The following is a 26,406-nucleotide window of genomic DNA, read 5'->3' on the forward strand; positions in this document are numbered from 1 at the left end:
TAATTGTTACTGTATAGGTGCCGGCAGTAAGACCACTTGCAGTTGCTGCTGTACCACCGCTGGGCGACCAGCTATAGCTGTAAGGTGCTGTGCCACCGCTTACGGCAACACTCGCCGTACCATTGCTGCCCATGTAACAGCTTACATCTGTTTTAGAAGCAGTAACTGAAAGTGCTGTTGGTTGGTTAATGGTCACACTTTTTGTAACCTGGCAACTATTAGCATCGGTAATTGTACAGGTGTAGGTACCCACTGCAAGGCCGCTGGCAATTGCGCCGGTTCCGCCGCTGGGGCTCCAGCTATAAGTATAAGCGGGTGTCCCTCCGCTTACGGCAACGCTCGCCGTACCATTGCTGCCTGCGTTACAAGACACATTGGTAGCTGAAATGGTAGCAGACAATGCGGCTGCCGGTTGTGAGATTGTAAAGTTCTTTGTAGCCGTGCAGGTTATGTTATCGGTAATGGTTACCGTATAGCTACCTGCCGAAAGCCCGCTGGCTGTAGCTGCTGTACCACCGCTGGGCGACCAGCTGTAACTATAGGGTGAAATCCCGCCCGAAGGGGTAACAGTAACGCTGCCCGTACTCGCTCCATAGCAGGCAATATTCGTCTGACCGAAAGCTGAGCTTATATTTGATACGGTAAGTGTACCGGCATTTGACGTTGCAGTTCCTGAGCCGCTGGCTACACACCTGTATTGGTTGCTACTCATTCCCGCGGTAATTCCTGCAAGGCTAAGTGTACTTGTTGTAGCACCGGAATATGCCCCTCCATTTGAGATGTTACTAAAACCAGACCCGGTGTTTTCCTGCCATTGGTAACCGGTAGCATTGGTTGCCGTTACCGAAAAAGTAGTATTGGACAATGCGCACACTGTACGGTTGAGAGGATTGGCTGTTATGGCTGGTGGTGGGCTTGCTGATGCAGGACCAACCTGTATATTGTTTACTGTAATATAAGAACTTATTCCGCCCTGTTGATACATCCGCACCTCATCCACATTTTTAAATATCGCAGAAAGCTGATCCTCCTCTCTTAATTGAACATATGTTCCATCTATATTACCGCTAAACGTTATACTTCCGAGAGAGATACCATCCCTGAATGCCTGCAATACAAAAGTGGTACCACCTTCCCAGTTTCCCCAATCATGCGCATCAATGGCTTTGAGATTGAATTCAGCACCATCGCCGGAACGGACAGACCAGCCATAATGTGCATTGACGGAGCCGTAAGTAATGATAGCAGGATATCCCGACCAGCCGGGTTGGGTTTCATCGTGATATTCAATGGGATCGGCCGTTAATTTTGATCCACCACTGTTTATAGGAAGTATATTAATATCAAAATCACTTATAGCAATAGAACCTCCTTCACCGTCCGATGCAACATTATCACTAAAACCACTATTATTTGAGAAACTGATAACCGGGTTTGTGCTTAATAATGCTCCCGGCACCGCAGTAGTGGTACCATAGCTTGTACCATCTGAGTTGATAGCATAAGCCCTGTAATTACTTGTGCCGGCGGAGACCGGAACATGATTTACCAATGAAAAGCCGTCTGTGCCATCTTCGTTGATGCGAACAACAGCGATATCGCCTGCCGAAAGCGTAGTTTGTGCAAGTGACGCTTTGTGCATGACAATGGCGAACAGGAAAATGAGTGCGATTTTACTTTTGAACCATAGTTTGCTGATACAGGCATAGAACAGCCCGTAGAATGAACGGGTAGGGTAAGGATTATTCATAAGAGATTGGGTTGAACCATTGTATGGTTTACTGAAATAATTTTCTTCTCAAAGAAAAACAACGGCTAAAACAAGATTAGGACATATTTATTTTGATGCAACGGTGATTTATTTACCTGTTAGGAGTTTATGCTTATGCGGGGTGTAAAATACACCTACGGATAATATTATTCATTAATTCAATTGTGCCACACCGTTAGGTAGTCGCTCCTTAAAACGATAAAGCCGGGAAAAAATACAGATACTTTTGTTCGGGAGAATCGTGCCTTGCGGAGAAGTATGAAAGAGGTGTCGGACGCTTGGGTTCAGCATCTTCAAAGCCCGTAGCAGGTACTGCGCTGATCTTGTAGCTTTGATAACGACACTTAACCGGAGCAGAGCCGGGACTTTAGGCAATAAACAAGGGCAATTCCGGTTCGCGAAAGCAATACTGATGGCCAATAACATCACCAGGGTCTACTGTTAAGTAAAGCAAATTATGTTTGTATGAAAAGTGAGAGCCTACCCCCATCCGACTGGTGTCATCCGGGCGGGCGGCTGAATGCCATTCGGACGGGGATAAAGGTGAAAGAAGTGTTTGACTTTTTCACGTTTGACAAAGCACTACCTCCCATTTGCCCGCAATACAGTTATTTCTTTCTTCACCTGGTCGTCATAGGTTTTTTTTACGATATAATGCCATTGCCGTTCGGGCACATCTACAAAAAATACATCTCCTTTTTTATGCTTGCTCACAGCGTCCTGGAATTCTTTAGGCATCATCATTTCGCCGAAAAACCAGTCGGTATCGCCGCGGGTTTTATTCCCATCCATAGTATACTGGTCAGAAAGATCCTCAAAGGAAACACCTTCGGAATGTTTTTGCAGGATAACTTTTTTAAGGCTGTCAACTTCAGCCGGAGATAATGAGAAGCCGTCGAGAAAAATATAATTTGCCCGGTAGTTGGTTGTTTCTGTTCCGTCTAACACCTTATACGTAACATAACCTACTGAAAAAATATCCCCTTTATTCTGCTTCAGCAGGCGCTTGTCAATAAGCGTGGTATCTTTTCCAAGTGTGAGGTAGAGCAGGGTAGGTTTGAGCGCCGGATTAGCATCAATGAATTTTTGCGCTTCCTCTTTTGTGCCGATCTTTTCAAATTGTTCTCTAACTGTTAATTGTGCAAAAATGGGTGTGGAGAAAAGCAGGAATAACCATGCGAGACTAGCTTTCATATTTTTATTTTTTGTTTGGGTCCATTAAAAAAGTTGCCGGTATTTTGTTTTTATAAACGACGAGGTACAGCCTGATGAAGATACTATTTTTTTACAGTCATTCAATGGTGTGTAAGACCCGGACTTTGGAGAAAACTGTTAATGTTACCATTAATATTTCAATATGCTCATAGCATTCACAGGATCGCGATGACAGAAATTGCCTGCTCCGGATTGTTAAGCGCATTATCTTTATAATCTACAAGTCGGGAAAATTAATTGCTATGGAAGAAATCCTCTTTATCACTGTTGCTTTTGTTCTTGGCTATATATTTTTAAGATTCGGACTCCCGCCATTGCTGGGCTACCTTGCCGGTGGATTCCTGCTATCGGCTTTTAACTATAGCAGTTCGCCTGCCTTGGATCAACTGGCTCATGTGGGAGTTATATTCCTGTTGTTTACACTTGGACTAAAGATCAGGTTAAAGAATTTTCTTCAGCCGGAAGTGGCTGTATCGGGATTATTGCAAATTGCGATCAGTGTTGTTGTGCTCTCAGGCTTTTTCTTTGTGATCGGTATTTCAGCAGGGTTTTCCATGTCGCAAACCATCCTGCTGGCCATCCTTCTTGGGGTAGCCAGTACCGTTGTTGCCGCCAAGGGTCTTGAAGATAAGGGCGAGCTTGATTCCTATCATGGCCGGTTAGCGATTGGTATCCTCGTTATGGAAGATATTATTTTGATCGGCATCCTCGCTTTTACCGGTCTTAAAGCGCCATCACCCTGGGCGCTGACCTTGCTGTTGCTGCCCTTGCTTAAACCGGTTGCCGTATGGCTGCTTCGTTCCATTAAAGACGCGGAGTTGCTGATGTTGTACGGCATTTTTATGGCACTGGTGGGATCCTACCTCTTCGATACCGTACACCTTAGTGCGGAACTGGGCGCCTTTTGTTTTGGTGTGCTGCATGCGGGAGAAGAAAAATCGGATGAAATGACGGAAAAATTATGGGGACTGCGTGAGGCCTTTCTTATCGGGTTCTTCCTTAAGATAGGGCTTACAGGAACCCCGGTTTGGCAGGATCTGTTTTATGCTTCGGCGCTCGTACTGTTCCTGCCGTTCAGGGCAGGCGTTTTCTTTACGATCCTGACCGGTTTTCGGCTGCGCGCCCGTACTGCTTTTCTTACCGCTACATCCCTGGCGAGTTTCAGTGAGTTTGCACTCATAACCGGCGCCGTTGCCATTAGTGCCGGATTGCTGCCGGAATCGCTGCTTATCACAATAGCCACAACAGTGGCCCTATCTTTCCTGGTAGGAGCGCCCGTTAACAAAAAGGCTAATTTTATTTACAACCGGCTACAGCATTTTTTAGAACGTTTTGAAAGGAAAAAAGCACGCAGCGATGCAGAACCCAGTTCTATAGGCATTGCCAATTTCATTGTGGTGGGAATGGGCAGAACGGGTACGGCTGCATACGACTATCTGTCTAAAAGTGGCAAAAAAGTAGTGGGCTTTGATACCGATCCGGGTGTGCTGGAAAAGCACCGCGCCCAAAAACGAAGAATATTATACGGTGATGCCAGCAGCACAACGCTCTGGGAAAACTTAGATATAGATGAACTGCAGGGTGTAGTGGTTGCTATACGCGAAGAGACGGCTAAGCTCAATATCATCGAAACGCTTCGTAAAAGAGGATTTGTTGGAGCTGTCAGTGCGGTAACTGAGTCGGAAGCGCAGTCCGCGATATTAAAAGCCGCCGGCGTTAATACACTGTTCAACCCGCTTGTGCAGGCCGGCACTGAACTGGCAGAAAGAGTAGTGATGTCAAGATTACCCGTAAACCAGGAATAGATGTTTCGAAACTTATCTGGCTCTACAACAAAACGGCATTGGCAGGTTGCGTATTTTTTTGTAAGAGGTGAGGAGAGACAAAGGATAGACAAAATCCCCTCGTTTACTTCTTCCTCTCACCATTCACTTCTCGCTTTTCACGTCCCCACTTCTCACTTCCCACTCCACATATTCCCATAGCCGGCCGATTACCTTTTTATTGCCGGATCTGTAAATTCCTCTTTTCGCAACACGATTTCCCAATTGAGTAGTGTGTTTTTTTTTCCTGCACATATTTTTGCCTTGTCTCAAACAAACCAACGTAAAACAAAATGAAGAAAATTAATATGCTTATGGTTGCGGTGTTAGTACTGCTCACAGGTATTTCCGCGCAGCCTGCAACCGGCTATATCAAAGGAAAAGTTACGACAGCAGATGATAAACCGGCCGAAGGTGTAACAATACTTTTAAAAAATACGGTGAAGAATGCAGTTGCTGATAATAGCGGCAATTTTGAAATTAAAAATATTCAGCCCGGCAGTTATACGCTTGCCGTAAGCCTTGTGGGGTATAAAGATGCGGAGCAGGAAGTAACTGTTGAGAACGGGAAAGCCACAACCGTATCTTTTCAGCTCACATTATCAAACAGGGAACTGAATGAAGTGGTGGTAATAGCCAACAGGAACAGCTTTAAAACCAATCGCACCTCCAACTCCCTGCGGCTGCAAAGCCCCATCTTAGAAGTGCCGCAGAATATACAGGTAGTAACAGCCAAACAGATCAGCAACCAGCAGATATTTGATATGCTGGAAGGGGTAACCCGCAATGTGAGCGGCGCCAGCAGGGTGGAGCACTGGGATAATTACGCGCGGATAACCATGCGGGGAAGCAATGTGGGCGCTTTTAGAAACGGGATGAATGTATCTACGGCATGGGGCCCTTTAACGGAAGACATGAGCATGGTGGAAAGAATTGAATTTGTAAAAGGTCCTGCGGGGTTTATGTTGGCCAATGGCGATCCCAGCGGCTTTTATAACGTGGTAACCAAAAAGCCCAGCGGCCGTAACAAAGGAGAAGTGGGCATATCAATGGGCAGCTTTGACCTTTATCGAGCCAGCCTTGATCTCGATGGGAAATTTTCGGAAGATGGAAAATTATTATACCGCATCAATGTAATGGGCCAGTTAAAAGGCTCGCACCGGCAGTTCGATTTTAATAACCGTTACTCTGTTGTGCCCGTACTGAAATATTTAGTAGACGATAAAACATCTGTTACTTTAGAGTATACACACCAGTTTTCTGAAGTGAATGTAATTGGATCCAACTATTTATTTTCCAAAAAAGGGTATGCAGACCTTCCCCGCGATTTTACTACAGCCGAAGCCAATCTGGCACCTACTAAAATGAATGATAAAAGTTTGCTCGTGATCCTTGATCATAAGCTCAGCAACAACTGGAAAATTACCGCGCAGGCTGCCTATTTTAATTACCAGCAGCAGGGAGCATCATTATGGCCGCAGTGGCCGGTAGCTTTTGATCCGCAGAATGATAGCATATTGTACCGGGGTATGTCTATATGGGATGTGCTGGGCACGAGTAAAATAGGGCAGATGTTTGTTAATGGTGAAGTGCAGACGGGCGCCGTATCGCACAAAATACTGGCAGGGCTGGATATGAGCAATAAGGAATATTATCACGACTGGAACCAGGGTGGCGCACTGGGAGGTGAATTTAATATTTACGCTCCTGCATATGGAAATGCCACCCAGCCGGTGTTCGACAGAACCAAAAACATCAGGGAAAGAGGTGTACGGTATTACGATGGGTATACCGGTTTGTATGTGCAGGATGAACTGGGCTTTTTTGACGATGCATTGCGCCTCACTGTAGCCGGCCGCTATACTACCCTTAAAACCGGCGATGTGTACAGCGGGGATTTTAAGAGCAGCCGGTTTACGCCGCGTTTAGGCCTTAGCTATTCGATAGATAAGAATACAGCCGTTTATTTTGTAAAGGATGCATCTTTTTTAGAAAATTTTGGGTCCGACTGGCAGGGAAAAAGTTTTGATCCTATTACAGGCGGAAATATTGAAGCGGGGATAAAAAAAGACTGGGTGAATGGCAAATGGAATTCCGCCGTTTCGGTTTACCAGATCACCCGGAATAATGTGCAGACTACCGATTTTGATCACCTAAATCCCGCAGGTGGTTATTATACCCGTCAATCGGGTCAGCAAAAAACGAAAGGAGTGGAGGTTGATATAAGAGGACAGATCGTAAGAGGGCTTGATGTGATCATTAACTATGCGTACACGGATGCCAAAGTGACCAAAGACAGCGATAAAGAAGTTATCGGCACACAGGTTGCCGGCTCCAGCCGTCATATCCAGAACGCTTGGCTGAACTACAGGATGGACAGGGGAGCATTAACCGGCTTTGGTATTTCAGTGGGCTACCAGTACCAGGTAAAGCGTTCTCCCTGGTATGTTTTTGATAATTCGAAAAACAGCCTGCCCGATTACTTTCGCTTAGACGGAAGCCTTTCTTACCAAAAAGAAAAGATAGGCTTTAACCTGGTGGTGAATAATATTCTGAACAAATATTTATATTCTGGTGCGCCGTACGAGGATTATTATTACTGGCAGGCAGAGCCGGGAACGAACATGCGGTTTAGCGTATCGTATAGATTTTAATTCCACAATGCTATTGTAGTAAGGCATGACATTTAAGAAACTCACAGGAAAAATTCACCTCTGGCTCGGGCTCAGCTCCGGGCTGGTGGTTTTGATACTGGGTATTACCGGTTGTATACTGGCATTTGAACTGGAGATCAGGAGCCTGACCGAATCATTCCGGAACGTAAAGGTGGAGAACAGAGCTGTTTTACCACCATCGGAATTGAAAGCCATTGCGGAAAAATACTTAGCATCAAAAAAAGCGCTGGGCATTGAGTACCCGGGTAAAGACAAAGCAGCCGTTGCGGCCTATTATGATGAAAAAGAGTACGAACTTCTTTTCATGAATCCGTACAGTGGGGAAGTGCTGAAGCATAAAAACATGAATAAGGATTTCTTCCGTATTGTCTTGGATGGTCATTATTATTTGTGGTTGCCAAATGATATCGGGCAGCCTATTGCAGCATCTGCCACACTTGTTTTTTTGGTGATGATGATCAGTGGTTTGATCCTTTGGTGGCCAAAGAACAAAGCGGCAAAAAAGCAAAGATTCACCATTAAATGGAGTGCAGGATGGCGGCGTAAAAATTACGATCTGCATAATGTGCTGGGTTTTTACATGACCTGGATAGCCATCTTCCTGGCAATTACAGGGTTGGTATTCGGTTTTCAATGGTTCGCCAGATCCTTATACTGGATTACAAGCGGCGGTGAAACAATGGTTGAACATACCCACCCGGTTTCAGATACCACAAAAACGGCATCGTTTGCCAATATGGCCGATCATTTATGGCAGGAACACCGCGCAGGGTTAAAAGAAAATGAAAGCATTGGTGTGTATTTCGCCGGCATTCCAACCGACCCGGTTGAAATAGCAATCAATCATAAACCCGGCACCTATTACAATTCCGATTATTATCATTACGATCAATATACCGGCAAAGAGCTACCGGCTACCGGCAGCTATGCCGGAAAATTTGAAGATGCGGCGCTGGCGGATAAAATAGTGCGCATGAATTACGATATGCATGTAGGCGCTATATTGGGTCTTCCGGGAAAGATACTGGCTTTTTTTGCGAGCCTCATTGCTGCCAGTTTGCCCGTAACGGGCTTTTATATCTGGCTGGGACGGAAGAAGAAAAAGAAGGCTGTTTTTGCAAAACAAAAAACATCAGTGGCGGCTTCTGTGGCTTAATTAAAAGGGAGATGCAAGGTGAGTAAGAAGCGCATTTAAGCACTTTGAAAAATAACATGGTATAGCCTGGCTTAACAATGCTGAAAGGTATAGGGCATAGTATTGTTATACGACCTGAAAGGACTGCAGGCTATAGCCCGTTCACACCGAAATGGTACGACCCCTTCGGGGTCGAAGACTTTCTCTATAATTTTTTATAAACCTTGTATCCCTTCAGGATAGAAGGGAGCTATATTGAAGAAATCCGGGACAGCCTATGTAAGCGGTAATGATTCAATTGCCGGGCTGAATATCAATACAATTACCCGGCGTTAGTTTCCTTATTTCGAAAATCATTTTCCTGATTGAAGCACATTTCTCTTTTTGAGGAATCTATTATTGCTGCAAAATTATTTACCGGATGTGCGGATTCCAATATCTATATAATGGTGAAGATGGCTATGTGGTGCGTTGCAAAAATTGCGGGCATTACCAGATTGCTTTTGCCAGTTTTATGCTAACACTTTCGCAAAGCGAATTTCAATCGTTTTGTGAGCTGGTAAAATATAAATGCAATGAACCCGGTTATTCCCTTACCGAATACAGTAAAAGCATCATCCTGCAAACGCCGGCACAGGGCGTATTTATTTTACTTACCAAAAATGAAGATTCCCGGTTATATCAAATACTGGAAGAAGCCGATAATGAGGACAAAGCGCTTGCCCTTATGAGCCTGTTTAGCTCTTGAATCACAGCGTGCTTACAACACCAGGGCCTCTTAAGCCATTCCGGCTTGCTTTAATCATCGGTACATATTTTGTTCCATCACATAAAAAAGTGGTTGTCTTTATTGTAAAGACAACCACTTATATACTATTACTATTTTTTTAGTGAAAGCTACTACTCACTACTGACTACTCACCACTCACTATCCCTAATGCGCAGCCGCTGCTGCCACGGCAGCGCTATTGGGACTTACCTTTTTTTGCCAGAAGAAAAATATAATGAACAGTACAATCAGTATAGCCGGGAAGGCAACCATTTTGGCCAGCGTTGCCTGCCCTGCAACCAGCTCCAGTTGGTCGCCGGTTAAGCCGGTTGTTGCAACAGCAGCTTTATCCTGATCAATCCAGTTACCGATGATGGGTTGCCATATTGCGGTGGAAAACATACCTACGCCACCGATTATTGACATGCCCAGTGCGCCGCTTAGTGGAACACGCTGTGCAACTGCTCCTACCATTGTTGGCCAGAAAAAACAAACGCCTATCGCAAAGAATATAGCCGCTACATAAGCCATAGAGCCGGTAACAGTACTGAACATATATATTCCGATTGCTGCGAAGATAGCTCCCCCCAGCAAAACACCTGTTTGGCCTAAAGCATGCGTAACCGGACCTCCAAAGAATCTTCCAACAGCCATCAACCCCGTAACTAAGGCCAGAATCAGCATTGGGCTTGCCCCGCTTTTACTCATAATCAATCCTACCCATTGTTGCGGACCGAATTCGGAAATAGCCGTAAGCGACATACATACAAACAGGAAAATAAAGGTTGGTGTAACCATCGCCCTAAAGTTTTTACCAAGATGGGTAGCGCCTTCCACTTTTGATTTGGGAAAGGTTTTTCCGTAAAAAAGAATGGCGTAAATAATGGTAGGAACCATAGTAATCCACATCTGTGCCTGCCAGCCCAAATTGGCATCGGTCATAAATTTGGAAATAAGACTTCCGAGAACAATACCGCCAGGGAACCACATATGAAACCTGTTGAGCATCTTACTCATTTTATTGCCCGAATACATATCGGCAATCATTGGGTTACATGCTGCTTCCGTACAACCGTTTCCAAAGCCGATGAAAAGCGTCGAAATGAGCAGCAACGCATACCCCCCGGAGTAAATGGTAAAGATGATACCCAGGGTGTGCGCAACAAAAGCTACTCTCATAATGTTTCTTGCGCCGAACGTGTGATAGAACAATCCTCCGAGGATCATTGAAATGGGGAACCCTATGAAAAACATAAGGTTAATGAACCCAAGCTGTTCGGCAGTAAGATTAAATTCAGTACCAAGTTGTGGTAAAATGCCCGCCCTGATGCTGAAGGTAAAGGCGGTAGTGATGAGTGCAAAGCAACTTCCGTTAAATAAAGCACTTTTGTTAATGTTCTCGTTCATTAATATTTGGTTTAGTGAGTTATGGAATTTTTTTTCAAATGATTAACGCAAACATTCAGGCAATATAATAAAAAAATACACGCTTTTGAATTTATATGAAATCAAATTATTTTTAAGGGGGGTGGTGCAGTGGATGGGTTATGCATTATACCCGCAGGTTTGTATTTGGAACGGGAGTGGAGCGGGACAGGGCAGGACAGGAATTTCATAAAGAAGCAACTTTTGGATATCAGGGGCTATACCGGTTTTTATTTAATGTTCACCTCCAATATCTTTGGCAGTTGGAATACTATTCTATTATTGGTTTAAAATACAAGCCTGTATGATTACAGAAGAAACTTTGGTCCTTGCCCGCCGGTTATGGGATTATCACCACATGAACCATACACTTGCAAAGTGCGATTGTATATTGGCCCTGGGCAGTCATGATTTGCGGGTGGCACACAGAGCTGCTGAACTGTATGTAGAAGGATGGGCGCCGCTGGTCATTATGTCGGGCGGATTGGGAAATTTTACACAGGGTATGTGGACAGAAACGGAAGCCGATCAGTTTGCAGTTATAGCCATGCGAAAGGGCGTACCGGCCGATGCGGTACTCATTGAAAACAGGTCAACCAATACAGGTGAGAACATTTTATTTACAGCCCGGTTATTGAAAGAAAAAGGATTAGATCCCAATAATTTTATCGTAGTGCAGAAACCTTATATGGAAAGAAGGTCGTATGCCACTTTTAAAAAACATTGGCCCAATAAAAATGTACTGGTCACCTCTCCGCAACTGGGTTTTGATGAATACGCAACAGATGAAATACCATTGGAGCGGGTAATCAATATTATGATCGGCGACCTGCAACGCATTAAATACTATCCTGCGAGAGGATTTCAAGTTTACCAGGAGATACCTGCGGAAATCTGGGATGCTTATGAAAGGCTGGTTGCATTAGGGTTTGATAAACATTTGATGAAAGATTAAAACACTGCCGGCTGCGGTCGGCACGCGACAAAGGAGCGTCAGGCCGTATTTTTCTGTGCTGAACGGAGTGGCGGAAGAACGGAGATTCGTACAGCGGGGGTTATTAATATTTTGCGGGACGGAGTCCCGGAAGAACATACTGTATACGTTCGGGATAAGGGTTAAAGAAGTATATTTAAAAAAGAGCAGACACCAGGTCATCCCCCGTCATTCCTTTAAAATAGGCATCAATAGTAAAGTTCTTTAACACTTCCCGGAGTGCAGGTTCGTTATGCGCCTGGTTTTCTAATGCTTTTTCAATGTCGGAAATATCCTTTTCATTAAAAAAATCGCCGAATATCTTTACTTTTTGAATGATGCCCTTTTCAACATCCAGGTTCATCTCCAGCATACCGCCATTGGTTTTTACTTCTTTTCTGAAACTGTAGTCGGGCGACTGTCCGTAATTCCATTCATCGGTAGCATATTTTTCATCCCTTATCTTTTCAATAGCGCTAATGTCTGCAGCGGTAAATGTATAGGGCACACAATCTTCATTGGTTGCAATAATATGCTCCATGATCTTTTGCGTGAATGCTTCTATGCTCAACGGTGTGGTAAGATGTTCCGCTATGTTGGTGACCCTTTTGGGAATGGATTTTACTGCTTTGTCCCTGTATTTTAAAGGGTTTATCCGCAATGCCTCACTTACATTTTTCATTTCAGATGAAAACAATAAAGTGCCATGATGGAGTATTTTATTTTTATAAATATGCTCCGCATTTCCTGAAATTTTTTTACCGTCAATGGTGATATCGTTCCTGCCTTCAAACCTGGCATCTGCACCAAGGCTTCTCAACACTTCCACAATAGGCCGGGTATATTTTTCAAAATCCATCAGGGTAGAATCCCTGCCTGTTTTGGTGAAAGAAAAATTAAGATTCCCCAAATCATGGTACACAGCGCCACCACCGGAAAGCCGTCTCACAACAGGAATATTGTATTTTTTTACATAATCGAAATTAATTTCCGCTAAAGTGTTTTGATGTTTGCCTACTATAATGGCATTGTCATTGCGCCAGAGCATGAAGCAATCCTCTTCTATATGTTTAAAAATATATTCATCGGTGGCTATATTAAAATAAGGATCAGTAGATTGATGATAAATGCAAAGCATGGGAGTGTTTATGCGAATTTATACAAATAAATACCCTTTAACCAGGTACTGCCCGCACGGGTTCCGTTTGCCTCCGATAAAAATAGTATACTTGCAGCCTGTTAGCAGTTCTGCTTAATAATTGGTACACACATGAAATATTCTCAATGGATTGGACTGGCTGCGGCCATACTGGTGGTTATTGCCTGTTATTTACCCTGGATTGAAATTGCTTCTTTATCTAAAATACTCACGGGAATGGACACTGCCGGAACCAATTTTGGTAAACCGGGCAAACTCCATATTATTTTTTGTGTGCTGGCTTCGGTTTTATTCCTGCTCCCGCTGGTATGGGCTAAAAGAGTGAACTGGTTTTTTTGTGCATTGGGTTTAGCATGGGCAATACGTAATTTCCTGATATATGCCCGTTGTGAAATGGCAACCTGCCCTGAAAGGCAGTATGGATTATACCTTGTTTTGCTTGGGTCAGTGGTTATGCTGCTGGCAGCGCTTTTCCCGGACATGAAAATAGTGGAGAAGACAAAAAAATCATCATAGCGTTACCACAGGACAATCATACCTGTCTTTATACCCAAGCGAAAAAATCAATCCTATAGAATGGCTATGGTAGCTATCCTTTTTACCGGGATTGGCCGCCTGGCTAAATCCATCTAAATAATCGGTAAACATAAACCGGTAGCTGGTTTCTGCCGCAAGCGAAAGATTTTTAGTTAAAGCATATTTTAGCCCGATGCCTGCAGGCAATACCACTGCAGTGCGTGGTGTTCGATGTGCAATATCGGATATCAAACCGTCCGAAACCGATTCGCTGTTAAAATAAGCGGCATTATAATTACTCCAGTTGCGGCCGATATGCAACAACGATAATCCCGCTCCCGCAAATACATAAGGTGATAATCCCCTGGGTTGCTCTAGTCCGTTTTTTGCCAGTATATTCCACACCAGCATACCCGAGAACTCTGTTACAGGTGTAGAGAACTTAAAGTTTCTTTGTCTCCTGTATTCAGGTTTTTCGTACACTGCATCGTTGCCTTTTAATTTGCCAAAAGTAAAATTGGCGCGCACAGCAAAAGACCTGTTTAATATCCTGCCAGCAAAAAAACTAATATTGGGAGCAATCGTTTGATACGACCCTAAATCAGAAGGTGTAAGATCGCCCTGGTAAACAAAAGTGCCCACACTAACACCCGCCTCATAGCGGTGCGTATAAATTTGTGCATATATTAATTGGCTGCAGGTTACAAATGGCATAAACCATGCAATTCTTTTAGCAATAGAACTCATCGGTAGGTTTGGTTTAAGTAAAAAATGATACCGTGTAGAATTCTATTTATATAGCATTGATTAAGTTGAATAAAAAAATGATCAGGCAGTAAGTAATGGAAAGAGTAAACTAAGCGAAAGAATAAACTGTACTGCCAAATTAAATAATACAAGCATATAAAACAATGCCATAAGTATTCACAGGCTGTTAAATATTTCAGTATTTTATTTGCCAGCAAGGCATGAAAATGCCTTAATGAGAAAGATCAAAATTCATGACTGAAGGAACAGTAATATTGATAAATAGCCTTCTTTTAAAAAAATCCAGTTATATTGCGGCGAATTTTTAAGGAAAGGTGCACATTATGACTTCATTTACCAATTTCAAAGTACCCTATGCTGCTATAGATGAAAGGTACACCAAACGGGTTGCTTATTTTTCGATGGAATTTGCCATTCACCAGCCGCTTAAGATTTACAGTGGCGGTCTCGGCTTTTTGGCTGGCTCACACATGCGGAGCGCATATGAATTAAAACAAAATCTTGCAGGCGTAGGTATTTTATGGAAATACGGGTATTACGATCAGTCGCGCAACCAGGATCAAACGCTGCAGGTGCAGTGGAATGAAAAAATATACAATTTCTTAGAAGACCATAACATAAAATTCCAGATCAATATACACGATCACCCGGTTTGGGTTAAGGCCTATTATCTGAACCCCGAAACCTTTAAGAGTGCACCTTTGTTTTTATTGAGCACTGATCTGCCGGAGAACGATTACATTTCACAAACCATTACCCACCGCTTATACGACGCCAATGTAGCGACCAAAGTGGCGCAATTTATACTGCTTGGGGTAGGCGGGGCCAAACTCATGGATGAGCTGGGCTTCAATCCCGAAGTATATCATTTGAATGAAGCACACGGACTTTCTGCGGCGTTTTACCTGTATAAAAAATTTGGAAATAAGGAAGATGTAAAAAAACGGCTGGTATTTACCACGCATACCCCCGAGGAAGCAGGAAATGAGAAGCATGAAATTCATCTTTGCGAAAAAATGAGCTACTTCTGCGGTATACCGCTTGATGAAGTGCGTAAGCTTACGGGTATAACAGACGATCAGTTTAATCATTCGCTCGCTGCACTGCGGTTCGCCCGTTTATCCAACGGCGTTAGTGAACTGCACGGCCATGTAAGCAGGGCCATGTGGAGCAAGTACCCTGGCATTTGCCCTATTATTCATATCACCAATTCACAAAACTGGCGGTACTGGGCCGATAAGCAATTGTACTATGCGGCTGAAGAAAATAACGAAGATAATTTTATTGACCGTAAATGGTTTTTGAAGAAAAGAGCTTTTGATACCGTAGCCGATCAAAGTGGTAAGCTGTTTGATCCGAATGTGTTTACCATTGTTTGGGCAAGACGTTTTGCAGGATATAAAAGGGCTGAACTAATTACCCGCGACAAGCATCGCTTTGAGGCGCTGCTTAGCAGTACCAAATATCCTGTGCAGATTATTTGGGCGGGAAAACCTTACCCGGTGGATTATCCTGCCATCAGTGATTTTAATTACCTTGTTAACCTCAGCAAGGCATATAAAAATGTGGCCGTATGTATAGGCTATGAACTAACACTGAGTAAAAGGTTAAAACAGGCCGCAGATCTGTGGTTGAATAATCCACGTGTGCCCCGTGAAGCATCGGGCACCAGTGGCATGACGGCCGCTATGAATGGAGCCGTGAATTTTTCAACAGATGATGGCTGGATTCCCGAATTTGTTCAGCACGGACACAATGGCTTTGTAGTGCCCAAAGCAGATTATGCGCGTATGACGGTACAGGAACAGGATGCCTACGATCTTGAAAAAATATACGAAATATTAGAGAAGGAAATTCTTCCCCTGTATTATGATCATCCCGATCTGTGGCGGCAGGTTATGAAGAACGGCATGGATGACACCCGTTTCAGATTTGATTCCGGAAGAATGGCCGATGAATATTACAGGTTACTCTATAATGCCTGATTGTATTGCCATGCGTTGTATATTATTTGTTGTTTAGCAGGTATTGGGTTTGTCTGTCATTTAAATCATTTACACGCATTTAAATCTTATATAAGACATGGAGGCGTATAAAAAAAACCCTGAAGTAAGATGGGCAGATCTTGATCCCAATTTTCATATGCTCCACTCCAGGTATTACGATTTTGGGGCTTATGTACGCATGTGCTTTTTAACCGAACACGGATTAACACCTGTGGTAATGCAGGAGCATAGTCTCGGGCCTATACTTTTCAGGGAGGAATGCGTGTTTAAAAGGGAGGTAAAATTTGGCGACCGGGTTGAAATAGATTTTGTGATGCTCAAAGCCAGGAAGGATGGTTCAAGATGGACCATGCAGCATCATATTTATACAAATGGCGACACACTGGCTGCTGTAATTACCGTAGACGGCGCCTGGATGAATACACAAAGACGCCGCCTGGCTACGCCACCTCCATTGTTTGCTGAAGTATTTAATAAGATACCGCGTTCTGAAAACTTTGAATGGCAATAAACGGGAAGTAAAAAAAATGTTAAGTCAGGCAAAGTATATCTGTATGTTATCGGGAAAAGTGAGAAGAAAAGGTGAAAGAAGAATTTCACTTCTCACGTTTCACTTCTCACCTTTCACATTGACACAATACTCGTTTCACTTCCCGCATTACAATTTTATTCATTATACAATTTCCACCAGCTCCACATCAAATACAATGTCCTTACCTGCCAAAAAATGATTGGCATCTAATATAACAGCCTTTTCCTGTACTTCGGTAACCACCACAGGAACGGGTTGCCCCTCCTGATTTTGAAGTGTAAGCTGCATACCTGGTTCTAATTTCATATCGGCGGGAACATGCTCAATTGGAAACTCAATAATAGCTTCTTCATTTCTTAAGCCATATCCGTCTTCGGGTGCAACGTTAATTAGTTTTTTTTCTCCAACAACCATTCCTTCAACTCCTGTATCAAAACCTTTGATCATTTGCCCTGCTCCCAAAGTAAATTCCAATGGTTCACGGCCAGCAGAAGAATCAAACTGGTTACCGTCGGTTAAGCGTCCTGTATAGTGCACACGTACCACATCTCCTTTTTTTGCCTGTTGCATAAAATGTAAATTTTGAGTATTTAAAATCAGGAAAGGTAAATGATCCTGCTCTTTCTACAAAAGTTTAAGGATATTTGAGCGCCGGATTATTCCGGCAAATGTATATATATCAATCTTAAAAAATTGTTATGACGGCTCATCATTCCATAATAGCACTGGTAACCTTTTTTGCAACAGGTGCTTCATGTTACTGTACTTCAGCTACATATAATAATGGTGCTGAAACAAATGATGTTTCTGTTGCAAACAACATCAATAAAAATGATAATATTATTACCGGTGCGCAACGATTAGATAAATACATTCATTTGCTGAAAGGGAAATCGGTGGCCGTATTTGCCAATCAAACTTCACTTGTTGATCAGGCACATCTTGTTGATACCCTCAAAAACAGCGGTATTAACATAAAAAAAATATTCTCTCCCGAACACGGCTTTCGCGGCACTGCCGATGCTGGTGAAAAAGTGGGTAATTATACCGATGCACAAACGGGGGTACAGGTTGTTTCTTTATATGGAAGCAAAAGAAAGCCTGCTGCTGAAGATGTAAAAGATGTGGATGTTTTGATTTTTGACATACAGGATGTGGGCGTTAGGTTTTATACCTACATTTCATCACTACAGGAATTTATTGAAGCTGCCATAGCGTTAAATAAACCACTGATCATTCTTGACAGGCCAAATCCCAATGGCTTTTATGTAGACGGACCTGTGCTGGATACGCAATACAAATCCTTTGTTGGTATGCAGCCCATACCTGTAGTATATGGTATGACGATTGGAGAATACGCCTGCATGTTGCTGAAAGAAAATATGCTCTCCGTAAAAACAAAGGTTCAGCCTGCTGTTTACATTGATCCAAAAACAGGGGATAATATTGCTTTATCAAAATTCAGTCTTACCATTATAAAATGCGGCAACTACACGCATGATAGTAAATATGTACTGCCCGTACGCCCATCTCCCAACTTGCCCGATATTCAATCTGTATATCTTTATCCCTCTACCTGTTTTTTTGAAGGAACCGTTTTAAGCGAGGGCAGGGGAACGGCAAAACCCTTCCAGGTATTCGGACATCCGTCTTTGCCAAACAACTTATTTTCTTTTACACCCAATCCAACTGAAGGAGCCCAAAATTCAAAACTATACGGACAGCTTTGTTATGGATGGGATTTAAGCGGAACAATGGAAGAAGTGCTGGAGAAAGTTAATAACCAGGTGCAATTAAAATGGCTGATAGAAGCTTACCGGTTCTTTCCTGATAAGGAGAAATTTTTTATTCTTCCCAGATCCGGAAAAATGGAAGAGTCATTCTTTAATAAATTAGCGGGCAATAATCAATTGTGGCAGCAAATTAAAAACGGTGTGCCGGAAACGGAGATCCGCAAAAGCTGGGAACCCGGATTATCTGCATTCAAAAAAATAAGGAAAAAGTATTTGCTGTATGAAGATTTTTAGCGTGAAAAGTGAGAGCCCGCCCGCCTGCCCCGTCCTACTGGTGTCATCCGGGCGGGGCCAATAGTGAATTTCACCCTTCACCACCTCACTTCCCGCGTTTGACAAAGTATTACATCTAATTATTAATAGCCCGCTATTGATGAATAATATGGCTTCATAAACGGTTTAGTAATTTTGCAATCATGCCTGCACAACAAACAGTTCCTTCTAATAAAAAAGATCTTCGCATTGTATTTATGGGTACACCCGAATTTGCGGTTGCTTCTTTAGATGCATTGGTGAAAGCAGGATACCCTATAGCCGCAGTAGTAACCGCTCCCGACAAGCCTGCCGGCAGGGGCATGAAGCTTACCGAAAGCGCAGTAAAAAAATATGCTTTGGAACAGGGATTAAGGATTCTTCAGCCTGTAAAGCTAAAAGATCCCTTATTTGTTGATGCATTGAGATCATTGAAAGCGGATATACAAATTGTGGTTGCCTTTCGCATGCTGCCCGAAGTGGTATGGAATATGCCGCCGATGGGCACCATAAATGTACACGGATCATTACTTCCCCAATACCGTGGCGCAGCCCCCATTAACTGGGCTGTGATCAATGGTGAAAAAGAAACCGGGGTAACAACTTTTAAGCTGCAGCACGAAATAGATACAGGGAATATTTTACTCCAGGAGCGTTTTGCTATTGGTGAAGATGAAACCGCCGGCGAAGTACATGACCGCATGAAAGAAACAGGAGCAAGGCTTTTAGTGCAAACCATAGACGGCCTCATAAACGGAACAATTGAAGAAACTGCACAACCACTCACCACTCACCACTCACCACTCACCCCCCAGCCCCTTAAACATGCTCCCAAAATATTTACCGAAACCTGCCGGATAGAGTGGAACAAGCCGGTGGATGAAATTTATAACTTAATACGGGGGTTATCCCCTTTTCCGGCTGCATTTACGTTGTTAAATGGAAAAACATTAAAGATCTTCCGCGCAAAAAAAAATACAACTGCGCCGCTTATTCCGCCGGGCACATATGAATCAGACGGTAAGCAATTTTTGCGTTATGCGGGTAAAGACGGTTATATAGAAATACAGGAATTGCAGTTGGAAGGTAAGAAACGAATGAAGGTGGAAGCGTTTTTAAGGGGATACAAATTTTGAATGTGGGAATTTGAGAATGTGAAAATGTGGAGAAATGCAAGTCGGTGCGGCCGGCACGCGACAAATGTAGCGTCAGTCCGCTGTGAAAATGATATAAACTATGAACTACAAACTACAAATCCTCCTTTATTTCTTTTGCCAAAAATAAATTCCGGTCTAATATCCCTGTAGCCGTTATGCTTTTTCCTGCAAGTATTTCAAGTGATGCATCCTTGAATGGGTTGCCGCCCAATTTCCTTAAAATATAAGATTTGTTTTCGGTTTGTAACAATACTGCATTGCGCTCCGATTTGGAACCCTCAGAAGTTTTTTTCATCACAACTTTCCCTGAAAGCTGTACCTCCTTTATCTTACCCGTATTTTTTTTACCTCCGCTCATATATTCTCCACCCCAGTAGCTGGTCCTGGGATTCTTTAACCACCAGTACTTTAATATTATCAAAACCTACTGACCCTGGTGTGGAAATTTCTTTAACGAAAGTACGGAATCTGGCTGTGCGGGGTGCGAGTTTCTTTTCTGCCATGCTCTGCGGGCTGGCTTTTATAGTGGCCTTATACAACCCCTTTTTGTCGTAAGCAGTAAAACCTGTTTCCTTTAGCAGTGTATTGATGTCTTTTTGATGAGCAGACGGTGTTACGTTTTTTTCTTTATGGCTGGGTGCAAGACTCTTTTTTAGATCGGTGCCTTTATTGAATAATTTCATTCTTGTATTTTGTACTGTATTCTTAGAAACCACTTTTTTTACGCTTTCATCAATTACTGCTAACACCGAGGGGTCGCCAAGCAAATGAAACTGGGCGATGGTTTTTAATTCATAAGGGTCGAGATGGGGCCCTGATTCGCTCAAAAATTGTTGTCTTGCCTGTAGCAATGCCCTTCCTGTTGATGCGCCACCAATAATATTTTTTATAAAATACTGTGTTACCAAATCTGCAAGCCCCTGCGAGTCCGCTGGGCCGTATGCGATATTGCTGCTGCCCATAAAAGCAATAGCATTGTTCTTTAAATAATTATTGGCAATGCTTAAAGCGCCGGGTTGAGGAAGCAGGTCGGGGTTTACCAATTCGGCGCCGAAGCAACACTCTGCTGCTACAATGGTTCCCTCGCTGATCTTGCCGTTCAATTGTGTTGAACTGAGCGCTATCGGGTAATTGCTTCCTTTTTGTCCGTAAAAAGCCATGTCGTTTTGTGCGCCGTGGCAATTGTAAAAATGAGTAAGTTTTTTTAATTGGGCAGTGGTATACTTATTTTTTGAACCCGGGCTTAGCAGGAGATTGTTATGATTGCCAACGATGTTCTGCAGGCTCAGTTGGGTTGATACACGCCATACCCATGCGCTTACACCAAAATACTCCATATACAATTCCTCCTTCCGGGGTTTGGCATTTATGATGTTGTTGATGATGGTTGTAAAGTATTGTATGTCATTTTCACCGGGCACATCAGGAATGCGGCCTACCACACGGGTAGGTCCTGTAAAGGATTGTACGTTCCTGCTGTAGGGAGCATCGCAGGCATAGGGAAGATCGGACGGAACGATCAAATCTCCATCTGCATCAGCAGGATTATTGATCTCCTGGAATGGAAATATATCCTGCGAACCTGCCAGCACAATGTAATCCGGTATATGTTTTTTATACAGGTCATCCACGGCTCTTTTGCATTCCCTTGCATTTACATTTTTTACCGGTTTAATACCAGCCTGTTTTGCAGAAGTGGCATCATCTATAAATACAATGCGGGTTGCTATGCCCCTTTTTTTATCGGCCGTTTTCAGGTTTTGAAGCAGTTTTTTTATTTTAGAAAATTGGGTACCATACTTTAATGTCAGCGTGCTTTTGGCAGAGACAATAATTTTTTTAGCATACATGGTAGTTGGTATTAAAGGTGTACAATAATATTATATTGATAACTGTTGCAGAAACCCTTTTAAGCTTGCGGAACTGCCGGGATGGGAGATCACTGCTTCGGTAAATTGTTTCCATTTTCTTATACCTACTCTTTCGTAAGGGAGGGTTTCATCATCAATTAACTTTGATAGTTCGGGGTAAGTATAAACCAATTGTGCCAGTTCTGTATTATACATCTGCATAACGGGTATAGCCTGTGGATTTTTATTTTTAAACAGCGTGCTCAGCACAGGGAACCAGGGCACATGATCTTCCGGTGTTTTTGTTGCGCCTGTTGTTACCGGAATTTTCAATGCATCATTGGCCTGCAATATGCCATTGCCAAAATAATGATGATAGGGCAGGGGCGCATGCTTTACTATTTTTTTTGCAGATGTGTACAACGCATGGCGCACGGCTTCCACACGTTGCCACGGTTGGAGCTTGTTCAACTGGTCAAAATACTTTTTATAATAAATAGCGGCGGCGGCAGCAACCTGGGGTACAGCACACGAAGTGCCGGCTCCGTCAAAGCTAATATTATTTGCTGCTGTGTTTACCCACGGCATATTAGGCGTAAATGCCGCTAATGCTTTTTTCATATACCGCTTAGGTCCAAAGCAGCCCTGCATTTCACCCGGTTTCAGTGTAAAATAAGGTTCCATATTGTAGGTAACGCCACAGGCTGCAATTACTCTTCCAAACCGGGCGGGATATATTACATGCCTGGTGGGTAAGCCATTAAAATTATTCCCCGCGGCAGATACAATAGCAATGCCTGCATTGTATGCCGCATTCACGGCTGTTGCCCACGATGCGGAAGGCGCACCTCCCATGCTTAATGATACAACATGAACAGGTGTACCACTGGCAGTGAGTTGGGTGATATAGTTCAACGCCTCTGCCAAAGCACTTGTTTTTAATAATACTACCGAAGATGCAATTCTGCAGCAAATAACTTCAGCAAACCAGGCGCCGCCTAAATAATCATTGAATTCACCTTTACTTGCCGGCGCTTTAATTTTATTGCCGGCAAGCAGGCCCAGGGTTGCTGTGCCATGGCCGGGCATTTTTAAAAAGCCATCTTTTAACGGGTCGTGTGCGTCATCCACTGGTTCCCCTTCAACGAAATTGTGTTGCCATTTATTTGCCTTTGCACTATCCGGTACAGTAAAATGGGTACGACTGTAGCCCGTATCCAGGTGAGCAACGCGTATAACCGGTTCTCTATCCTGCACGCTTTCCCTTGCTGATTTTAACTGTGAATATGCGTCATCTAAGTGCCAGATCATATTTTGATGGGGCGGCCAGTCTTTATCGTAATTGATATCATTATTCCTGTTCCCGAAAGATTTGGCATCTGTCTTTCCCGGTTCGGTGCTAACTTTTCTATTAATGGGAAACTCCTGTAAAAAATCCGGCTCCACAAATGTATGAGGATCGTTTAAAGCAGTGCGGGCCATATGCGCCACATCCCAGGGGTTTACTTCGGCATCATTGATTTTTGTTTTGGTATATGTATTTTCAGGAATAGTGGTTTTGTATTTTGATTTGGATGAGGCAGAACGTACACCAGCCGCTTTTTTTACCGAATGCACAGGAATGCCTGCCGCTTCCAGGCATTTTTGTATTTCCTTTTCATTGCTGGGAAGCATACCGCCTTTAGTTTGCGGCGCTTCAGCATTTTGCCGGATAATAATTTCAACTGGCTGGTTGTAACATTTCATAGCATCAATTCAAGTTATCAGAAAACAGGAAGGGAACGGAACAGTTAAAGGGCTACAACTGGTAAACAGTAATAGATCAGTAAATTTAATAATTGTTACTGGCAGATTAATACTGTAAAGCTATATTTAAAATCTTTGAAAATATGTCTTTGTATTTGAAGCCGTAACTTGTAATATAAAACAATACAATAGTACATGCAGGCAGCGCTCAAACCCCAACGTATTCTTTCCATAGATACCTTTCGTGGCATTACTATTTTGATAATGGTTTTTGTAAATGAGCTGGCAGGCATAAGAGATATTCCCCAATGGATGAAACATATGCCCGCTGACGCGGATGCCATGACCTTTGTTGATGTAGTATTCCCTGCTTTTTTATTTATTGTAGGCATGTCTGTGCCATTTGCTTTACACAACCGGATGCAGAAAGGTGATGGTTTCCTACGGTTGCAATGGCATATTGTATGGCGTACTGCAGGCTTGCTGGTGCTGGGTATATTTATGGTAAATGGAGAAGGCGGGTATAACGAAAAAGCAATGGGCATGTCCATACACTTATGGCTGCTGTTGTTTTATATATGCGCTGTTCTGGTATGGAATGTATACAGTGCTCAAAAACGAGTATGGGTGTACCTGCTGAGGACAGCAGGAATAGCCGGGTTAATTGCGCTTGCATGTATTTATCGCAGCGGAGAGGCCGGTACGGGCCATATGCAGCCCCGTTGGTGGGGTATATTGGGATTGATTGGATGGGCCTATCTTTTTGGCTGTATCGTTTTTCAATTGTTCCAAAAAAATATATTTGCGATGCTGGTAATGATCGCTTTTTGCATTTCGTTTTATATTGCCGGCCAAACATCTTTTGTGCAGAATAATAGCGGTCTCCGCTGGATCAGCAACCAGGCCGGTAATGCAGCGCATACCTCGGTAGTGCTCTGCGGAATAGTATTATCGCTTATTTATTTTGATAAGCCCGGTGGAAAGTCTGTTACCCGCCGGTTTGTGGAAGCCGGTATTTTTGCATTGCTGCTTTTTGCAGCAGGATATGTTTTGCGTCCTTATTTTGAAATCTCAAAAATTAATGCCACACCCACCTGGTGCTTATACAGCGCAGTTATTTGCTGCATAGCATTTGGTATATTGTACTGGTTAATTGATATTAAGAAGAAAAGCGCGTGGACGCATTTCTTTAAGCCGGCCGCCACCAACCCCCTGCTTACTTATATTATCCCGGGAATATTGTATGCTTTGTTTTCTGTATTGCAGATCACCCTTTTTCCTTCCGGCCTCCGTTACGGGCTCCCTGGCTTTTTTTGGGCCGTTTTTTATGCCATTGCGGTAATGTATGCAGCAAAGGGACTCATCAGGATCAATATAAGATTGCAGTTGTAACGAAATGAATGTGAAAATATGGGAAATGTGGAAATGAGCTAATTTGAAAACCTGCCAGCTCGTCCGAAACGTTCATCCGCTATTCTCCGTTAGGAGAAAGGCAGCGTATAAAAAAAATTCCTGCTTCATTGCACCCTTTCTCTTTCTGTATTTTCATTTAGATTTGCTTTATGACAACATACGAAGAGGCGCTTTCATTTCTGATCCAAAATGCCCTGCAGGAAGATACCGGTGATGGCGATCATTCTACATTGAGTTGTATTTCGCCGGATGCAAAAGGCAAAGCCATTTTAAAAATAAAGGAAGAAGGCATTTTAGCCGGAATGGAGGTTGCAGAAAGGATATTCAGATACGTGCAGCCTGATGTTGTATTCACTGCCTTCAAAAAAGATGGCGATGAAATGAGCATTGGGGAAACAGCTTTTGAGGTGGAGACCGGGGTGCATGCCATATTGCAATGCGAAAGGCTGGTACTGAACTGCATGCAGCGCATGAGCGGTATAGCTACACTCACGCGCAAATATGTGGATCAGCTAAAGGGGTATCACACAAGGTTGCTGGATACCCGGAAAACCACGCCCAATTTCCGCCTGCTGGAAAAAGAAGCGGTTCGTATCGGCGGTGGTTTAAATCATCGTATGGGATTGTATGATATGATTATGCTGAAAGACAATCACATTGATTACTGCGGCGGTATCGAAAAAGCGCTGGCAAAAGCATATGCATATGTTCAGGAAAAAAAGCCCGGTTTAAAAATTGAAATAGAAACCCGGAATATTGATGATATAAAGCGGGTAGTGGCATTTGGTAAAGCAGACAGAATTATGCTTGATAATTTTACGCCTGAACAGTTGCCGGAAGCCTTAAAAATAATCAATGGAAAATTTGAAACCGAAGCCAGTGGAGGCATTAACCTCGAAAATGTAGCCGCATATGCCCAAACAGGGGTTGATTATGTGAGCGTTGGCGCTGTTATCCATCATGCAGTAAGTGCCGATTTAAGCTTAAAAGCTGTATTGATCTGAAAATATCCCGAACATGTCTAAAAAAAATAAGCCAGACAACCGTGGGTATGTGTTCAGCACAGACCCCTCTTTTTCTTTTAAAGAAGAAAATAAAAATATAGAAACGCTGCCTCCGGCGCAGCAGCCCTTAAGAATTATATTAGATACAAAACGCCGTGCAGGAAAAACAGTAACCATTGTGTACGGGTTTAAAGGTAAGGATGATGACCTTGAATCGTTGGGTAAAAAATTAAAAAACTATTGCGGTACAGGCGGATCGGTGAAAGAAGGCGAAATTATTGTACAGGGTGACCAGCGCGATAAGGTGCTGCAATGGCTGCAAAAAAACGATTATAAGAAAGCTTGTAAGGTATAGTTAAAGGTTTCAGGTTACAGGTCTCACGTTTCAGGGGCATTCCCTTGGAACTTGTACCCTGCAACCTGC

The 26,406-nt window shown here is 43.2% G+C and carries 22 protein-coding genes; 13 read left to right on the forward strand and 9 right to left on the reverse strand.

Annotated features, from left to right (window positions below):
* Positions 1–1,750, reverse strand: a 1,750-nt coding sequence (locus FRX45_RS11630; RefSeq protein WP_193311673.1) for a SprB repeat-containing protein, incomplete at its 3' end; no start/stop codon positions are given.
* Positions 1,751–2,353: 603 nt separating this feature from the next.
* Complete coding sequence (locus FRX45_RS11635; protein ID WP_152268605.1) at positions 2,354–2,965, reverse strand: peptidylprolyl isomerase; 612 nt, start codon at positions 2,963–2,965, stop codon at positions 2,354–2,356.
* 263 nt (positions 2,966–3,228) lie between these two features.
* On the opposite strand from FRX45_RS11635, the gene FRX45_RS11640 reads away from it, so the two are divergent.
* The 4 genes from FRX45_RS11640 (at position 3,229) to FRX45_RS11655 (ending at position 9,367) form a co-directional block, all read left to right on the forward strand.
* A complete protein-coding gene (locus tag FRX45_RS11640) occupies positions 3,229–4,791 on the forward strand; it encodes a cation:proton antiporter family protein (protein WP_152268606.1) in 1,563 nt (520 codons plus the stop codon).
* A 311-nt stretch (positions 4,792–5,102) separates the two neighbouring features.
* Positions 5,103–7,463 (forward strand): TonB-dependent receptor, encoded by a 2,361-nt coding sequence (locus tag FRX45_RS11645; protein WP_152268607.1) that lies wholly within the window; start codon positions 5,103–5,105, stop codon positions 7,461–7,463.
* Positions 7,464–7,488: 25 nt separating this feature from the next.
* A complete protein-coding gene (locus tag FRX45_RS11650) occupies positions 7,489–8,640 on the forward strand; it encodes a PepSY-associated TM helix domain-containing protein (RefSeq protein WP_152268608.1) in 1,152 nt (383 codons plus the stop codon).
* A 400-nt stretch (positions 8,641–9,040) separates the two neighbouring features.
* Positions 9,041–9,367 (forward strand): DUF6686 family protein, encoded by a 327-nt coding sequence (locus FRX45_RS11655; RefSeq protein ID WP_152268609.1) that lies wholly within the window; start codon positions 9,041–9,043, stop codon positions 9,365–9,367.
* A gap of 186 nt (positions 9,368–9,553) precedes the next feature.
* On the opposite strand, the gene FRX45_RS11660 is transcribed toward FRX45_RS11655, so the two are convergent.
* Entirely contained in the window at positions 9,554–10,795 is a 1,242-nt protein-coding gene (locus FRX45_RS11660; protein ID WP_152268610.1) for an MFS transporter, read from the reverse strand.
* Between the two features lie 322 nt (positions 10,796–11,117).
* Here FRX45_RS11660 and FRX45_RS11665 point away from each other — a divergent pair, with 322 nt between their 5' ends.
* On the forward strand, positions 11,118–11,768 hold the full coding sequence (locus FRX45_RS11665; RefSeq protein ID WP_152268611.1) for a YdcF family protein: 651 nt from the start codon (positions 11,118–11,120) through the stop codon (positions 11,766–11,768).
* A 175-nt stretch (positions 11,769–11,943) separates the two neighbouring features.
* On the opposite strand, the gene FRX45_RS11670 is transcribed toward FRX45_RS11665, so the two are convergent.
* On the reverse strand, positions 11,944–12,924 hold the full coding sequence (locus FRX45_RS11670) for a lipoate--protein ligase (protein ID WP_152268612.1): 981 nt from the start codon (positions 12,922–12,924) through the stop codon (positions 11,944–11,946).
* Positions 12,925–13,056: 132 nt separating this feature from the next.
* On the opposite strand from FRX45_RS11670, the gene FRX45_RS11675 reads away from it, so the two are divergent.
* Positions 13,057–13,461 (forward strand): hypothetical protein, encoded by a 405-nt coding sequence (locus FRX45_RS11675; protein ID WP_152268613.1) that lies wholly within the window; start codon positions 13,057–13,059, stop codon positions 13,459–13,461.
* Here FRX45_RS11675 and FRX45_RS11680 read toward each other — a convergent pair.
* On the reverse strand, positions 13,456–14,208 hold the full coding sequence (locus FRX45_RS11680) for a DUF6089 family protein (RefSeq protein WP_152268614.1): 753 nt from the start codon (positions 14,206–14,208) through the stop codon (positions 13,456–13,458). The genes FRX45_RS11675 and FRX45_RS11680 overlap by 6 nt on opposite strands.
* Positions 14,209–14,552: 344 nt before the next feature.
* Here FRX45_RS11680 and glgP point away from each other — a divergent pair, with 344 nt between their 5' ends.
* Entirely contained in the window at positions 14,553–16,214 is a 1,662-nt protein-coding gene (glgP, locus tag FRX45_RS11685) for an alpha-glucan family phosphorylase (RefSeq protein WP_152268615.1), read from the forward strand.
* Positions 16,215–16,311: 97 nt separating this feature from the next.
* Positions 16,312–16,746 (forward strand): acyl-CoA thioesterase, encoded by a 435-nt coding sequence (locus FRX45_RS11690; protein ID WP_152268616.1) that lies wholly within the window; start codon positions 16,312–16,314, stop codon positions 16,744–16,746.
* Positions 16,747–16,908: 162 nt separating this feature from the next.
* On the opposite strand, the gene FRX45_RS11695 is transcribed toward FRX45_RS11690, so the two are convergent.
* On the reverse strand, positions 16,909–17,337 hold the full coding sequence (locus FRX45_RS11695) for an FKBP-type peptidyl-prolyl cis-trans isomerase (protein ID WP_152268617.1): 429 nt from the start codon (positions 17,335–17,337) through the stop codon (positions 16,909–16,911).
* Positions 17,338–17,465: 128 nt separating this feature from the next.
* On the opposite strand from FRX45_RS11695, the gene FRX45_RS11700 reads away from it, so the two are divergent.
* A complete protein-coding gene (locus FRX45_RS11700) occupies positions 17,466–18,794 on the forward strand; it encodes an exo-beta-N-acetylmuramidase NamZ family protein (protein WP_152268618.1) in 1,329 nt (442 codons plus the stop codon).
* A gap of 182 nt (positions 18,795–18,976) precedes the next feature.
* Positions 18,977–19,948, forward strand: a complete 972-nt coding sequence (fmt, locus tag FRX45_RS11705) for a methionyl-tRNA formyltransferase (protein ID WP_226805296.1) — start codon at positions 18,977–18,979, stop codon at positions 19,946–19,948.
* Positions 19,949–20,060: 112 nt separating this feature from the next.
* Here fmt and FRX45_RS11710 read toward each other — a convergent pair whose 3' ends face one another.
* From FRX45_RS11710 to FRX45_RS11720, 3 genes are read right to left on the reverse strand one after another with little or no spacing between them, the layout of a single operon-like run.
* Positions 20,061–20,327, reverse strand: coding sequence for a hypothetical protein (locus tag FRX45_RS11710; protein WP_193311674.1), 267 nt, complete (start codon positions 20,325–20,327; stop codon positions 20,061–20,063).
* Positions 20,314–21,819 (reverse strand): C25 family cysteine peptidase, encoded by a 1,506-nt coding sequence (locus FRX45_RS11715; RefSeq protein ID WP_152268620.1) that lies wholly within the window; start codon positions 21,817–21,819, stop codon positions 20,314–20,316. Before FRX45_RS11715 ends, FRX45_RS11710 begins: the two co-directional genes overlap by 14 nt.
* A gap of 30 nt (positions 21,820–21,849) precedes the next feature.
* Positions 21,850–23,565, reverse strand: a complete 1,716-nt coding sequence (locus FRX45_RS11720; RefSeq protein ID WP_152268621.1) for a S8/S53 family peptidase — start codon at positions 23,563–23,565, stop codon at positions 21,850–21,852.
* 195 nt (positions 23,566–23,760) lie between these two features.
* Between FRX45_RS11720 and FRX45_RS11725 the strand changes: the two genes are divergently transcribed.
* The 3 genes from FRX45_RS11725 (at position 23,761) to FRX45_RS11735 (ending at position 26,337) form a co-directional block, all read left to right on the forward strand.
* Positions 23,761–24,957: a DUF5009 domain-containing protein gene (locus tag FRX45_RS11725; protein WP_152268622.1), complete on the forward strand. Its 1,197-nt coding sequence runs from the start codon at positions 23,761–23,763 to the stop codon at positions 24,955–24,957.
* A gap of 170 nt (positions 24,958–25,127) precedes the next feature.
* Positions 25,128–25,982, forward strand: coding sequence for a carboxylating nicotinate-nucleotide diphosphorylase (nadC, locus tag FRX45_RS11730; protein WP_152268623.1), 855 nt, complete (start codon positions 25,128–25,130; stop codon positions 25,980–25,982).
* Positions 25,983–25,995: 13 nt separating this feature from the next.
* Positions 25,996–26,337: a translation initiation factor gene (locus FRX45_RS11735; RefSeq protein ID WP_152268624.1), complete on the forward strand. Its 342-nt coding sequence runs from the start codon at positions 25,996–25,998 to the stop codon at positions 26,335–26,337.
* The last annotated feature ends 69 nt before the right edge of the window (positions 26,338–26,406 follow it).

Origin of the sequence: Agriterribacter humi, assembly GCF_009192765.1 — a bacterium.
Classification (GTDB): Bacteria; Bacteroidota; Bacteroidia; order Chitinophagales; family Chitinophagaceae; genus Agriterribacter; species Agriterribacter humi.